Consider the following 14,140-nt stretch of genomic DNA (forward strand, 5'->3'; position numbering starts at 1 on the left):
TACCATAAATCGTAAGCCCCTCAATAGTTCAAAAGGAAGGATTGGGAAAATCCCTCCTCTTTTTTATTGGCTGATTCGACCAAAATTTACCCGGCTTTGTTTTCTAAGTCTGCATTCATTTTCAGCTGCTGTTCAGCAAAATCCCGATAAAGGCCATGGGAAGCCATTAACTCATGGTGTGTTCCACGACCGGTAATTTCCCCTTTTTCAACAAACAAAAGCTGGTCCGCATCTACAACGGTAGATAATCGGTGAGCGATAACAATCGTTGTGCGGCCCTCCATCAGCACCTCCAGCGCCTGCTGAACTGATTTTTCAGATTGGCTGTCGAGACTTGAGGTAGCTTCATCGAGCATAAGAATGCTTGGGTTACGGAGAAGCGCTCTCGCAATCGCAATTCTTTGCCTTTGTCCGCCTGACAGCATAATGCCGCGTTCGCCCACTTCTGTATCAAACTGATTCGGCAGCTCCTTTATAAAATTGAGCGCATATGCCATCTCCGCGGCTTTTTCGATCTCAGCATCCGTCACATCTCGTTCTAACCCGTAGCAAATATTTTCTCTGATTGTCCCGGACATTAACGGGCTTTCCTGCGATACATACCCGATGTGCTCCCGCCACGATTCAAGCGAATAAGTATCAATCGGCTCGTCCCCCAGCCGAATGGACCCTGCAGTCGGAGAATAAAAACGTTCAAGCAGCTTAAACAGCGTCGTTTTCCCCCCGCCGCTCGGACCGACAATCGCTGTGACTTTACCTGCTTCAATGACAGCGCTGACCTCTTTTAAGATCAGCTGATCAGGCTTATATCCAAAAGACACGCGATCAAGCTGGATAGGCAGATGCGCATTTTCAATTTGTTTTCCTGTCACTGTATCTTCCTCTTCCTCTGCCAAAATCTCAATCATTCGTTCTGTTGCACCGATTGATTTTTGCAGCTGTGTGAAAAACGTTGTAATCTGGCCCATCGGCATAATAATTTGAAATAAATATAAAATAAAAGCCACGAGCGCTCCGGCTGTGAGCTCGCCTGATGAGACCTGCATGCCGCCATATCCGATCACTGCGACAAGCGCTGCCATTAACACGAGTGAAATAAGCGGACCGACAAGCGATTGAACCTTGGCTTCACGAACGCCAAGCTTAAATAATGAGGAAATCCCCATCTTCCCGCGCCCATATTCGACATCCTCCGCATTTGAAGCCTTAACAAGTCTGATTTCCGGGAGAATTTGATTCAGCAGTCCTGTAAAACGAGCCGTTTCATCTTGTGTTTCCCGTGAAATGGAGAACATTTTCCGTCCAATCGGCACCAAAATAAGAGCGGCCAGCGGAACGACCACTAACACAAGCAGTGTCAGCTTCCAGTTCATAATAAACAAGATTGTCAATGATCCAATGACAGAAATGATGCCTGTAATAAATCCGCTGATATGGGTTGTAATCAATTCTTTGACCACCATCGTATCGTTCGTTACACGGCTGACTGTTTCTCCGGAAGCATTTGTATCGAAATAAGAGACAGGAAGCTTAATTAATTTCTTCCATAGTAACTCCCGCAGCCCGGAAATGATTTTTTGTCCATTATAGTTAAGGGCATAGGTGGCATAAGCGCTTAAACCCGCCTGAACGAAAAACACCAGCGCGATCAACCCGATTTGCGTGCCTGACAGATTTGACATAGAAAAACCATCGACAAGCTGCTTCGTTAATAATGGAATGAGCAGGCTGACCAGTGTGGTTACAACACTGAGGGCAAGCGCAAAGGCGAGCTTTCCATAAGAAGGATTGGTCCGTCTTACTAAGGCAAAAAAGGGTTTCAATTTACTTTTAGATTTTTGTTTCTGGTTTGGCATATATTTTCCTCCTGTTTCAGCGTTCAGAAAGGTGAAAAGTCATAGCAAAAGGATGATTTTTACTCTTTCTCAATCATATCAATGGCGAGAGACTTTTTCAGTATATTTTTGCCGTGATCAAAATAAAAGATCTCCCACTCATTGTTTGAATAGGAGATTTTTTATGTTAGACATCTTTCACAGGCTTCTTTTTTCTGTAGGTCAATGTTACATCCTGCTGTCGCAGGTCTTCTATTATCATTTTGTATCGATCAACTTTTGCAGTATGTTCTTCTTTTATCATCTCAAGGGCGGCTTTTCGTTTTTCGCTTTTAGACTCAAGCTCTTTTTTTATTTTTTTTACAATCAACCCTTTTTGCCCTTTGATTTCCTCTTTTAATGAAGACTCAAATTTCTTTGTCAGGCTGAGAAAGTCGTTGATCGGTTGATTGAGGGTGCCCGCTTTCCCCTTCATTTCATCTTGGGTAAGAAACATATAGGTTGTTGATACAATTTCTGTTTCACTTTCTGAAAATAAGGAAGTCACTCTTCATATTCCTCCTAAGGCTGAAAATCAAATAACTGAGAAATCATTTCTTCTTTTTCAAACAGCTTTTCAATACTCTCGCGGATATTTTTGATAAAATCTCTTTTTTCTGTTGTCTGTTTTTTTAATTCAGCAACAATTCCATCATTAGCAGGAAGCGCACCTGTGTGGAATGATTCATGAACTGAGATTTTCTCCAATTTATCGAATGTGTGGCTGAAACCAGCTGCAAGCCGGAATTGAAGATCGAAGGCATAATGCGAAGGGTTTTCTTCCATATGATGAACCGCCGTGGTGATCGCCTGTTTTTTATCTATGAAGTCTTCATCGATTTCCTGACTGTAAACCTTCTGGTACTTAGAAATCGCATCTTCCATATCTTCAACGATTTTCATACCGTTTTGATAGATTCTGACAGCGGATGAGAGATTGACTTGAATCGTTTCTCCCGAGCCGCTCTTCCCTGTAAAATAAATATCGGAGCCTTTATAGCTGAAGCCTTTTTCCTTTGACAAGGCGTTGAGCATTTGAACGATACTGTGGCCGTCGACGATAAGTTTTAGTGCGTCTTTTGTTTCTGTGTCGAGTGTTTCAAATGCATCTTTTAATTCATTAACACTGCCTATTAACTCACAGACATAATAAACAATTGCAACAACATTATTAGTAGAAAGTGCGTATTTTAACTGTTGATATTGAATTTCTATATCGCCTATCTTACTATTAACAATTTTTAACTGTTTTTTGATACTCTTCCTTTGCGCCTCATCAATATACCCATTCTCTTCAAGCTGATCCACAACTGTTCCGCTATTATTCAAGATAGTATGAAAGAATTTGATAAAGGCCGGCATTTTTCCCCCGATATTTTTAACCATTACCTGTATATCACCAAACCGGTCTTTCACTATTTTCCCTTTCGCCACATTTCCATCAGCACTAAATATACTGCCGACAAGCTCTGCATCTATCCCGGTCGAAGCCATGATAAATCCGTTTAGCCCGCCTTTTTTATATTCATCCGAATACTTTCGTAAAAAAGTTTGGATAGAACGGACTTCCTCATCAGGAATCTTATCTATAATACTTCTGATTCCTTTGACATCTGTATTTGTATCTTTCATCTTTACATTGCCAAATGTAATAAAATCGGCCTTTCCGCTGACGCCATAGAGCGGGTCATCTTTAGAAATACGCTGGGTGATCTTTGCTGTGACGCCTTTGTCATTGTAGTATTGGGTGATTGCTTTTTTAAGGTCTTCTTTGCGGACGTTTTCAAGTTCATCAGTATTCAGAACATTAAATTTATTGATCATAGCATCAAGTAAATCTTTATCAGCCTGTAACAAATGATTTACACTAACCTGAGCACCGTTTACCCCATATACTTCATCAAATTCTCCATCTATTAACTGAACCATTACCTGGTTGTTATTTGCAAGTGAATGCCCAAGAGCATAAGTATGTAACTCATCAGAATTTCCAGCTCTTTTCTTTGCTTCCTTAGTAAATTCTCTCGTTGCTCTGTATTGGCTATTGTCGATCCCTAAGAAGAGGCCAAAAAAATTATAAGACCAATCCTCGTTATCAGCACTACCTTCTGAAATAATATGAAGTTGGTCTATTTGATTTTCACTATCTTTTATATATATTGCCGTACCATCATAACCCGATTCTTTTATTGACTTATCTTTTTGGTTATTTTTCTTAATCAGTTCTTTAGATGTATATATCTCAATATCCTTAGGAAGATTTTGATTAGTTTCTTCTTTATAGATCCTGCGGACTTCCGCTTCAAATTCTGCTTTTGCTTCCTTTATTTCTTTAGGATTGTTTGATGCAAACTTTTTTTTATAATCATACTCTAAATTTATTAACCGCAGTTTTACATTTTCATTTGAAAATATATTATAGTTAGCCATCTTACCCCTCCTTATTTAAAAAGGTGATGGATTTTACGAGCTTTTTAACCTGATCTCCTAAGTTATCTTTATCTAACGTACAAGGCTTATCATTATTTGGGCATCTAAACATAAACGAAAACACAATACCTATTTGGTCTTTCTCAGTAGATTTAATATAACCGAAGTATCTGTACGAAAAATTATATTTATTTTTATCATTTTCAAAATTATTTTTCTTGTGAGCAATATAAATATCTTTACCTTCGTTCTCTAGTTTTTCAAAATTACCATTATAGCCATTTTCACTACTAATTTGGTCTAACATTGTCTCAGGATTGTTAATAAAAGTTACTCCTTGATAATACTCTATTTGTGCATTTAGCATTTTATTTTTTGTTTTTTTATAGCTATCAAATGCTATGATTTCTTCATTTTCATCATGGCTAGACAAATAACTTGAATACTTTCCATCCTCCGGAAACAACATCCTAAACCCTTTCAGCTTAGATTCCAGCAAATAATATCCTGGTTCCTCTTCTTTTGTTGACACCATGTACTCTCTCGTTTTCTCGTCCTGAAACGCAGGTACTTGAGGCAGATCCTTGGGATCCATGTCTTTTGGTTTTACCGCTTCTGTTTTATTGTCATTTGTGGTGTTTTTATCATTGTCATTCATACTGCATCCTCCTGTCAGGGCAAGTAATAAGCTGAAGCAAATATAGATGATCTTTTTCATTACGAACCTCCACGGGTTTTGTGAGAATAGTATTCTATTTATATATCAAAAATAATTCTATTGACCTGGTTAAGAGATGATTATTTCATCCTTTTTCATGTTACATCATGGCGGAATTTGGATAAATAGGAAATCAGACTCGGTTTTGATCTCCTTTTATTAACTAATCATATATAACACCTCATATAAATCTAAATACCTATTACTTTTTTCACAAAACAAAAAGAGCCGTATCATACGGCTCTTTACTCTTCTTTCTCAGAATGGCGTTTTTTCAATACGTCAAGCACATCATCCAGCGGCAAGGATTGTTCTCTGAGCAGGACAAGCAGGTGATACAGCAGGTCTGCCGCTTCCCATTTGAGTTCCTCGTGGTCCCGATTTTTCGCGGCGATGATGACTTCGGATGCTTCTTCTCCGACTTTTTTCAAAATCTTATCGACGCCTTCACGGAAAAGGTACGTGGTGTAAGCTCCTTCAGGCATCTCCGCTTGGCGTTCCGCGATCACGCGCTCCAGTTCATTCATGATGCCGAATCGGCCTGCGGCCTGTTCTTCTGTTTGTTCCTTCATAAAACAGCTGTAGCTGCCAGTGTGGCATGCCGGGCCGGATGGCTCTACAAGTACGATCAATGCGTCCTGGTCGCAGTCATACCGGATACCTTTGACGGCTTGCGTGTTCCCTGAGGTTTCTCCTTTATGCCATAACGCTTGGCGTGAGCGGCTGTAAAACCATGTTTCCTTCGTTTCCAGCGTTTTTTCGTACGATTCCTTGTTCATATACGCAAGTGTCAGCACTTCTTTGCTTGCCGCATCCTGCACGATGGCAGGAATTAATCCGTCCTCGTTAAAACGCAGTTCATCTGCCTGTTTCATCTCACATTCACCCCGTATTCTTTCAAGTATGATTTCACTTCTTTAATCGATGTTTCTTTATAATGAAAAATTGAGGCGGCCAGCGCGGCGTCAGCTTTTCCTTTTGTAAAAGCCTCAAGCATATGCTGTGCGTTTCCCGCGCCTCCCGAAGCGATAACAGGGACGGGGACAGCTTCGGAAACAAGCTTTGTCAGCGTGTGGTCGAAGCCTTTTTTCTCACCGTCAGAGTCCATGCTTGTCAGCAATATTTCTCCTGCCCCGCGTTTGACGCCTTCTTTTGCCCACGCGGTGACCTCCCAATCTGTTTTCTTTCTGCCGCCGTGCGTATAGACCTTATATGTGTCAGATTCTTTGTCATACTTGGCATCAATGGCAAGAACGATGCATTGCGAACCGAAAAACTCGGCTCCTTCTGCAATCAGCTCAGGGCGAAGAACAGCTGCCGTGTTCACCGACACTTTGTCCGCTCCGGCACGCAGTATCGTTTTCATATCGCTGAGCTGATTGATGCCGCCGCCGACTGTAAACGGAATCGCAAGCTTCGCGGCAACCTGCTCCACAACGTCAATCATCGTCTTTCGTCCTTCATGTGAGGCGGAGATATCAAGAAAAACAAGTTCATCCGCACCTTCCCGGTCGTACACTTCGGCGAGTTCAACTGGGTTACCAGCATCCTTCAATTCGAGAAATTGAATTCCTTTGACAACGCGTCCTTCTTTGACATCAAGGCATGGGATAATCCGTTTTGTGATCATTTGCGCTTCACCCTTTCAAGCGCCTCACACAGCGTAAACTGATTGGTATACAACGCTTTTCCGATGATTGCTCCAGAGACGCCGTCCGCCTCATAGCGGGCGAGGGCTTCGAGATCCGTGACGGAGCTGACTCCGCCTGAAGCGATCACCGCTTTCCCCGTTTCCTTAGCAAGCTCGACCGTGCTTTTAACATTGGGGCCTGACAGCATTCCGTCTGTCGCGATGTCAGTAAAAATAAAGACTTCCGCTCCTTCATTGGCAAGCTCTTTGCCTAGTTCGGTTGCCTTAAGGGTTGATGTTTCCAGCCATCCCTCTGTTGAAACAAAACCGTCTCTCGCATCCAGTCCGATTGCAATTTTCTCGCCATATTGTTTCAGCATTTTTTTGACAAACGGAGGGTTAGAAACTGCTGAGCTTCCGAGAATTACCCGATCGACTCCTGCTGATAAATATTCGTAGACGTCTTTTTCGGAACGGATCCCGCCGCCGATTTCGACTTTCAGGTTCAGCTTTTGCGCAATCTCAATCACATGGCGGTCATTCACTCTTTTCCCTTCTTTGGCCCCGTCGAGATCAACGAGATGGATCCATTCGGCACCCTCTCTCGCAAATAACTCAGCCATCTCGTACGGTGAATCGCCATATATCGTTTCCTTATTATAATCCCCTTGAACAAGGCGGACACATTTGCCATTTCTCATATCAATTGCCGGATATAATGTAAAAGCACTCATTTTTTCACCTTCTGTTCTGCTGCCATTTTCGTAAATTGGGTTAAGATAGACATTCCGACCGTGCTGCTTTTTTCCGGGTGAAATTGGGCGCCGAAGACGTTCCTTTTTCCAACTACAGCAGGTACTCGCACACCATAATCGGCGCTTGCCAGAAGCGCGTTCTCCTCCATCCCGTCAATGTAATAAGAATGAACGAAGTAAGCGTAGCCCTGTTCTGTTTCAGACAGCAGCGGAGATTCATTATGAAAAGAAAGACGATTCCAGCCCATATGCGGAACCTTCAGCTTGTTTCCTTTTTCATCTTCTGCTTTCAGCCTGACTGCTTTTCCTTTTAACAGCCCGAGTCCTGAAGCGGTGCCGTTTTCTTCGCTTTCTTCAAATAAAAGCTGCATGCCGAGGCAGATCCCGAGAAGCAGCCTTCCCTCTGAGACCATATCGTGAATCAATTGATCAAGCTTCGTGTAGCGCAAATTGTCCATCGCGTCTCCAAATGAACCGACTCCCGGCAAAATGAAGGCATCAGCTTCTTTCAGCTCCTCCGGCTTTTCAGAAACAAAATACGGCACGCCGACACGTTCAAGCGCCTTTGAGACACTGTATAAATTCCCCATTCCGTAATCTATCACGCCGATCATTTACAGCATCCCTTTCGTTGACGGTATTCCTTTAACTCGCGGATCGATCGTTGTCGCTTCATCAAGCGCACGTCCCAGTGCTTTAAAAACGGCTTCAATCATGTGGTGGGTGTTTGTGCCATAATGAACGATGACGTGCAGGTTCATTCGAGCTTCGAGCGCCAGCTTCCACAAAAATTCATGTACAAGCTCCGTATCGAAAGTTCCGACTTTAGCAGCCGGGAAGTCAGCGCGCATTTCTAAGTGCGGCCGGTTGCTTAAATCAATCACAACTTGAGCAAGTGCCTCATCCATCGGCACAAACGCCGATCCGTAGCGTTTGATTCCTTTTTTATCGCCCAACGCTTCGAGCAGCGCCTGCCCTAAGCAGATGCCGATATCTTCAGTCGTGTGGTGATCATCTATATCAACATCGCCTTTTGCGTTAATGGAAAGATCGAATTGGCCGTGTTTCGTGAATAAATCCAACATATGTGTCATAAACGGCACATCTGTTTTGATATCCGCTTGTCCCCCGCCGTCTATTGTAAATGCCAGCTCAATATCTGTTTCGTTTGTTTTCCTGACGCGTTCCGCTTTTCTCATTTAGAAATCCTCCGTTCTCTTGCTTCAATTGATCTGGCATGGGCTTCTAACCCTTCCAGTCTGGCAAAAGCCACGATGCTTTCGGCATGTTCTTCAAAGGCTGATTGACTGTAAGAAATAATGCTCGATTTCTTTTGAAAATCAGTTACGTTTAATGGACTTGAAAATCTGGCTGTTCCGTTTGTCGGAAGCACATGGTTCGGTCCGGCAAAATAATCACCGACAGGCTCAGGGCTGTATCTGCCTAAAAAAATTGCACCCGCATGTTTGATACTCCCAAGCAAAGCTTCCGGAGACTGTGTTATGATTTCTAAATGCTCTGGCGCGAGTGTATTGACAGTATCAATCGCTTCCACCATTGTTTCCGCCACATATATACAACCGTAATCTCTCACTGAAGCTTCCGCTATTTCTCTTCGCGGCAAGGTTTTCAGCTGCTTACTCACCTCGGCTGAAACCGCCTCGGCCAGCGCCATGGAATCTGTGACAAACACACATGAGCTGAGCTTATCGTGTTCCGCCTGTGACAGCAGATCGGCTGCAATTTCGCTCGGAATCGCTGTTTCATCAGCCAGCACGACGATTTCACTCGGTCCGGCAATCATATCGATATCGACATCGCCGAACACTTCTCGTTTGGCAAGCGCGACATAAATGTTGCCCGGACCCGTGATTTTATCCACCGGCTCAATGGTTTCTGTTCCGTATGCTAACGCCGCAATCGCCTGAGCGCCGCCCATTTTGTAAATGTCTTTTATGCCCAGCTCGGCTGCAGCAACCAAAACTCCAGGAGACAGCAGACCGTCTTTTCCCGGTGGCGTGACGAGAACGATTCTTTCAACGCCCGCTACAAGCGCCGGAATCACATTCATCAAAACAGATGAAGGATATGCGGCCGTTCCCCCCGGCACATATACACCGGCGGAATCCAGCGCCGTCACTTTCTGCCCCAGCATTGTGCCGTCCTTTCTGTGATAAAACCAGGAGGATTCAAGCTGTCTTTCGTGATATTCCCTAATATTTTCGATTGCCTGCCTAATCACCTGAAGAAGACGTGGATCCAGTGAGGTGTATGCCTCCTCAAATTCTTCTTTTGTGACCAGCGGGCTGTCTATTTCGATGCCGTCAAATTTCGCCGTGTAGCTGCGAACCGCCTGATCACCGTTTGCTTTAACATCTTCAATAATGGACCGGACCGTCTTTCTTTGCTCTTCCGTTCCGGCATCGATGGAACGCTTGAGAGAAAGCCGTTCCGCTCCGCTGATGGTTTTGATCTTCATTTTGCCGTCTCTCCTTCCACAACGAGAGATAGGCGGGATGCCATTTCGTCAATCACATCGTCTTTCATGCGATAGCTTACCGGGTTAACAATAAAGCGAGAGGTAATGTCACAAATGTGCTCCGTTTCAACAAGCCCATTTTCCTTCAGCGTCTGTCCTGTGGAAACAATGTCCACTATCCGATCTGCAAGCCCAATGAGCGGAGCCAGTTCAATTGAACCGTTGAGCTTAATAATCTCGACTTGTTCTCCCTGCTCTCTGAAATAACTGGAAGCCACATTCGGATACTTTGTCGCGATTCTTGGCGCTACGCCGCTCCAGTCTGTATTCGGAAGTCCGGCGACAGCTAAGTGGCATTTGCTGATTTTTAAATCCAGTACCTCATACACATCGCGTTCCTCCTCCAGCATGACATCCTTGCCCGCAATTCCGACGTCTGCCACGCCATGCTCCACATACGTGGTTACGTCCATCGGCTTCGCTAATATGAAACGGAGATTTTCCTCCGGCACATCGATGATCAATTTTCTCGAATCTTCAAACTCCTCAGGGAGCCTGTAGCCTGCCTGCCTCAGCAACCCTGCCGCTTCTTCAAATATCCGGCCCTTTGGCATCGCCATTGTGAGTAACTTACCCATTTTGCTCTTCCTTTCTGGCACCGATAAAATAAGTGACGTTTGCAAAAGATTTTGTCATCTGGTCGATATTTTCTATTCCCGATAAATCTTGAAGAACCACTTTGTTCCCTTTCATGCGTTCTTCATTCGCATAAGCGATGGCTTGCGCCCGCTGCTCTTTGCTGAAAATAACAGCGTCTATATCACAAGGTTCTTCTTTCATATGAAGGGCTTCAATCAGCCGGTCGATCCGAAGCCCGAAGCCTGTTGCCGGTGCAGGTGAATCAAAATGGCCCAGCAGCTTGTTGTAACGGCCACCGCTTCCAATGACAAAACCGACATTCTCGGCGTACACTTCAAATAAAATCCCTGTGTAATAGCTCATGTGGCTGACCATATTCAGATCCAGGCGGACATTTTCCGTACATCCGTAATCCTCAAGAATGTCCCACAGCGCCTTCAGCTCATCAACCACGCTTTTTCCTTGCGCAGAATCGACGATTTCCTCGGCACGTCCGCATACTTCTATACCGCCCCGCAGTTCAAGGAGCTCAAGCAGCCTGCTTTTATCAATGGAGGAAAGCGGGAGAGACTTGACATGCTCTCTGTAGCCGACGTAGTTCTTTTCATATAAGAACCTCCGCAGCACATCAGCTCGTTCAACGTTCCCGAGCACCTCAACAAACAAAGCATCCGCAATGCCGGCATGGCCAATGGCAATTTTAAAGGATGCCAGCCCAGCGTTTTTCAATGCCCCGACGACTAAAGCAATGACCTCCGCATCCGCGCTCGTCGTGCCGTCACCGATTAACTCCACTCCGACCTGCTCAAACTCAGCCGGACGTCCGCCTTCACGCTCCTGAGCCCTGAATACATTTGCCGCATAGCCGACTCTTAGCGGATGACCGTGTTTCAGAAGCTTCGATGCCGCCACCCTTGCAATCGGCCCCGTCATATCCGGGCGAAGCACCAATGTCTTGCCGTCCTGATCAAGTAGCTTAAACAGCTGTTGCTCTTCAATTGCTGACTGGACGCCAACGGTATCGTAAAACTCCAGTGTCGGCGTTTCCATAAATTGATATCCCCATTTATCAATCAAATCGGTTAACGATCGTCTCACCTTTTTTTTCGTTTCGTATAAACCGGGCAGTGTATCTCTCATGCCGTGCGGTTTTTCAAACATAAACATCAACCCGAGCACCTCCGCTGTTATCTTATGAAGGAAAATTCCGAATTCTTTAGTTCGCTAATATGATAATATGTTAGCAGATGAAAGAATGAAAATCAACGCTTAACTTCAGTAAGGATATTTTTAGTTCGAATATCCTTCTCCTCATTATGAAAAAATCATGAATAATGTATTAAAGGTACGTAATATCTCAAATTCTTTATGTTTGGCATGCTATAATACAAATCAAATAGAGAACAAGGAGATAAAGATGAAAACACTGCGAACTCTATGTGTCCTGATGATTCTTTCAGGCGTTATTTTTTTCGGACTTAAAATAGATGCAAAAGATATAGATATTCCTTTTTTGAACAGCCTTAAAAAAGTGGTTTCTGATAGCTATACAGACTCAGCTGCGAATAGCAAAAAGGAGCTGAAGGGAAGCGCAAAACCGCTGGATGTCATCCTTTACAATCAAATGGACGCACCCCGGCTCTATAACGGCTGTGAAGTAACAAGCCTTGCGATGGTGCTGAATTACGCGGGATACGACGTGACAAAAAACACCCTGGCAAATCAGGTTGCCACAGTGCCTTTGACATACAGCAGCGGATTAAAGGGTGATCCGAATGACGGATTTGTCGGGGATATGGCGAATGGCCCTGGTCTCGGTGTCTACCATCGACCGATCTATCAGCTGGCGAAAACCTATGCGGGAGACAAAGTGTCTGATCTGACTGGAAAAAGCATTTCTGCTGTTTATGAACAGCTTGAAAAAGGCAATCCAGTTTGGGTTATTACGACAGCCAACTTTACGCCAGTTGACAACATGCAGACATGGAAAACGCCAAACGGAACGATAGAGATTACGTACAGCGAACACAGCGTCGCCGTTACGGGATATGATGATAAATATGTGTATCTCAATGATCCGTATGGCTATAAAAACAGAAAAACCGATAGAACAAGCTTTGAAAAAGCGTGGAAACAAATGGGCAGCCAGGCCGTAGTTATTCAAAAGTAAACACCTGAAGCCTCACTATGCTCTATCCTGAGCAAATACGACAATATTCATGCTTTTTGTTTCAATCGGTAAGATCGATTCATTTTCCATTTATCATCCAGAATTGTCTTTACTTTCAGGCTATCTGTTTTTATGATTAAAGCAGATTCAGCCTTGCCCCGATCTATGTGAGAGAAGCCGGTGCAAGTCGCTGACGCTTCTCTTGCAAAAAATGAAAGATATCCGGGGAGGATTTATCATTGAAAAAATTCGTGTCTATCCTATTTATGTTCGGTTTGGTTATGGTGTTCAGCCAGTTTCAGTCATCAACCGCTTTTGCAGCAGACAAAGTGGTGCACGAAACAATTATCGTACCAAAAAATACAACATATGACGGGAAAGGACAGCGGTTTGTGGCAGGGAAAGAATTAGGCGACGGAAGCCAGTCAGAAAACCAAGACCCTGTTTTTCGTGTGGAGGATGGAGCAACCCTGAAAAATGTGGTGCTTGGTGCACCTGCCGCTGATGGCGTGCACACTTATGGAAACGTTAACATTCAGAATGTGAAATGGGAAGATGTTGGTGAGGATGCGTTAACGGTGAAGAAGGAAGGAAAAGTGACGATCGACGGCGGTTCTGCTCAAAAAGCGTCAGATAAGATATTCCAAATCAATAAAGCCAGTACCTTCACAGTGAAAAATTTCACGGCAGACAATGGCGGAAAGTTCATAAGACAGCTTGGCGGTTCAACCTTCCACGTTGATGTGATCATCGATAAGTGCACCATCACAAACATGAAGGAAGCGATATTCCGGACGGACAGCAAAACAAGCACTGTCAGAATGACAAATACACGCTACTCTAATGTCGGTCAAAAATGGATTGGTGTTCAGCATATTTACGAAAACAACAACACTCAATTTTAACCAAAAAAGTCCGCTGATGTTATTCAGCGGACTTTTTCAATCTTTCTTGCATTTCTTCCTTCGTATAGATGATCCTCATCGGATTTCCGCCGACAAATGCGCCGGCAGGCACGTCTTTATGGACAAGTGTTCCGGCGGACACAACTGCGCCATCTCCTATTTTCACCCCGGGCAGAATGGTCGTGTTGGCACCAATCATCACTTCGTCTCCGATCAGAACTTTGCCGATCCGGTATTCGTGAATCAAATACTCATGGGCCAGAATGGTCGTATTGTACCCGATGATTGTATTTGTTCCGACTGAGATCTTTTCCGGAAACATGATATCTGGCATCACCATGAGGGCAAAGGATGTCTGATTTCCAACCTTCATCCGCAGAAATGTACGGTACAGCCAGTTTTTCATCCCTATAAACGGCGTATATCTCGCAATTTGAATGACAATGAAATTTTTGACGACCTTTAAAAAAGGTACCGTTTGATAGACATGCCACAGTGAGTTGGCCCCCGAGACCGGATGACGATCTGTTTTTCTCACAG

General features: G+C 44.1%; 15 protein-coding genes. 2 read left to right on the forward strand and 13 right to left on the reverse strand.

Annotated features, from left to right (window positions below; translation table 11 throughout):
• Positions 1 to 86: 86 nt before the first annotated feature.
• The 12 genes from bmrA to M1D65_RS17350 all read right to left on the reverse strand — a co-directional run bounded on the left by bmrA (position 87) and on the right by M1D65_RS17350 (position 11,692).
• Positions 87 to 1,856 carry an ABC transporter ATP-binding protein gene (gene bmrA / locus M1D65_RS17295; protein WP_217000129.1) on the reverse strand — a complete coding sequence of 590 codons (1,770 nt, stop codon included), beginning with the start codon at positions 1,854 to 1,856 and terminating at the stop codon, positions 87 to 89.
• Between the two features lie 166 nt (positions 1,857 to 2,022).
• Positions 2,023 to 2,382, reverse strand: a complete 360-nt coding sequence (locus M1D65_RS17300; protein ID WP_116315814.1) for a hypothetical protein — start codon at positions 2,380 to 2,382, stop codon at positions 2,023 to 2,025.
• A 14-nt stretch (positions 2,383 to 2,396) separates the two neighbouring features.
• The gene (locus tag M1D65_RS17305) at positions 2,397 to 4,304 is read right to left on the reverse strand and encodes a DUF6792 domain-containing protein (protein ID WP_342412283.1); all 1,908 of its coding nucleotides are present in this window, start codon (positions 4,302 to 4,304) and stop codon (positions 2,397 to 2,399) included.
• Position 4,305: 1 nt separating this feature from the next.
• The gene (locus M1D65_RS17310; RefSeq protein WP_169037662.1) at positions 4,306 to 5,022 is read right to left on the reverse strand and encodes a lipoprotein YvcA; all 717 of its coding nucleotides are present in this window, start codon (positions 5,020 to 5,022) and stop codon (positions 4,306 to 4,308) included.
• 245 nt (positions 5,023 to 5,267) lie between these two features.
• Positions 5,268 to 5,897 (reverse strand): bifunctional phosphoribosyl-AMP cyclohydrolase/phosphoribosyl-ATP diphosphatase HisIE, encoded by a 630-nt coding sequence (gene hisIE / locus M1D65_RS17315; protein WP_064671544.1) that lies wholly within the window; start codon positions 5,895 to 5,897, stop codon positions 5,268 to 5,270.
• A complete protein-coding gene (gene hisF, locus M1D65_RS17320; protein ID WP_160244574.1) occupies positions 5,894 to 6,652 on the reverse strand; it encodes an imidazole glycerol phosphate synthase subunit HisF in 759 nt (252 codons plus the stop codon). Before hisF ends, hisIE begins: the two co-directional genes overlap by 4 nt.
• Complete coding sequence (gene hisA / locus M1D65_RS17325; protein ID WP_456270655.1) at positions 6,649 to 7,386, reverse strand: 1-(5-phosphoribosyl)-5-[(5-phosphoribosylamino)methylideneamino]imidazole-4-carboxamide isomerase; 738 nt, start codon at positions 7,384 to 7,386, stop codon at positions 6,649 to 6,651. Before hisA ends, hisF begins: the two co-directional genes overlap by 4 nt.
• Entirely contained in the window at positions 7,383 to 8,021 is a 639-nt protein-coding gene (gene hisH / locus M1D65_RS17330) for an imidazole glycerol phosphate synthase subunit HisH (RefSeq protein ID WP_042975255.1), read from the reverse strand. The genes hisA and hisH overlap by 4 nt, the downstream gene beginning before the upstream one ends.
• Positions 8,022 to 8,606: an imidazoleglycerol-phosphate dehydratase HisB gene (gene hisB, locus M1D65_RS17335; protein WP_003243389.1), complete on the reverse strand. Its 585-nt coding sequence runs from the start codon at positions 8,604 to 8,606 to the stop codon at positions 8,022 to 8,024. It lies immediately after the preceding gene.
• A complete protein-coding gene (gene hisD / locus M1D65_RS17340) occupies positions 8,603 to 9,886 on the reverse strand; it encodes a histidinol dehydrogenase (RefSeq protein WP_282627109.1) in 1,284 nt (427 codons plus the stop codon). The genes hisB and hisD overlap by 4 nt, the downstream gene beginning before the upstream one ends.
• Positions 9,883 to 10,524: an ATP phosphoribosyltransferase gene (gene hisG / locus M1D65_RS17345; protein WP_015251138.1), complete on the reverse strand. Its 642-nt coding sequence runs from the start codon at positions 10,522 to 10,524 to the stop codon at positions 9,883 to 9,885. The genes hisD and hisG overlap by 4 nt, the downstream gene beginning before the upstream one ends.
• Positions 10,517 to 11,692, reverse strand: coding sequence for an ATP phosphoribosyltransferase regulatory subunit (locus M1D65_RS17350; RefSeq protein ID WP_014481016.1), 1,176 nt, complete (start codon positions 11,690 to 11,692; stop codon positions 10,517 to 10,519). Before M1D65_RS17350 ends, hisG begins: the two co-directional genes overlap by 8 nt.
• 250 nt (positions 11,693 to 11,942) lie before the next feature.
• On the opposite strand from M1D65_RS17350, the gene M1D65_RS17355 reads away from it, so the two are divergent.
• Together M1D65_RS17355 and pelC are read left to right on the forward strand one after the other, a co-directional pair.
• Positions 11,943 to 12,695: a C39 family peptidase gene (locus tag M1D65_RS17355; protein WP_456270656.1), complete on the forward strand. Its 753-nt coding sequence runs from the start codon at positions 11,943 to 11,945 to the stop codon at positions 12,693 to 12,695.
• Between the two features lie 239 nt (positions 12,696 to 12,934).
• Positions 12,935 to 13,600 carry a pectate/pectin lyase PelC gene (pelC, locus tag M1D65_RS17360; protein WP_021480690.1) on the forward strand — a complete coding sequence of 222 codons (666 nt, stop codon included), beginning with the start codon at positions 12,935 to 12,937 and terminating at the stop codon, positions 13,598 to 13,600.
• Positions 13,601 to 13,619: 19 nt separating this feature from the next.
• Here the strand turns inward: pelC and hprF are convergent, their stop codons facing one another.
• On the reverse strand, positions 13,620 to 14,138 hold the full coding sequence (hprF, locus tag M1D65_RS17365; RefSeq protein WP_021480691.1) for a heptaprenylglyceryl phosphate O-acetyltransferase: 519 nt from the start codon (positions 14,136 to 14,138) through the stop codon (positions 13,620 to 13,622).
• Positions 14,139 to 14,140 lie beyond the last annotated feature (2 nt).

Source organism: Bacillus sp. JZ39, assembly GCF_053903145.1.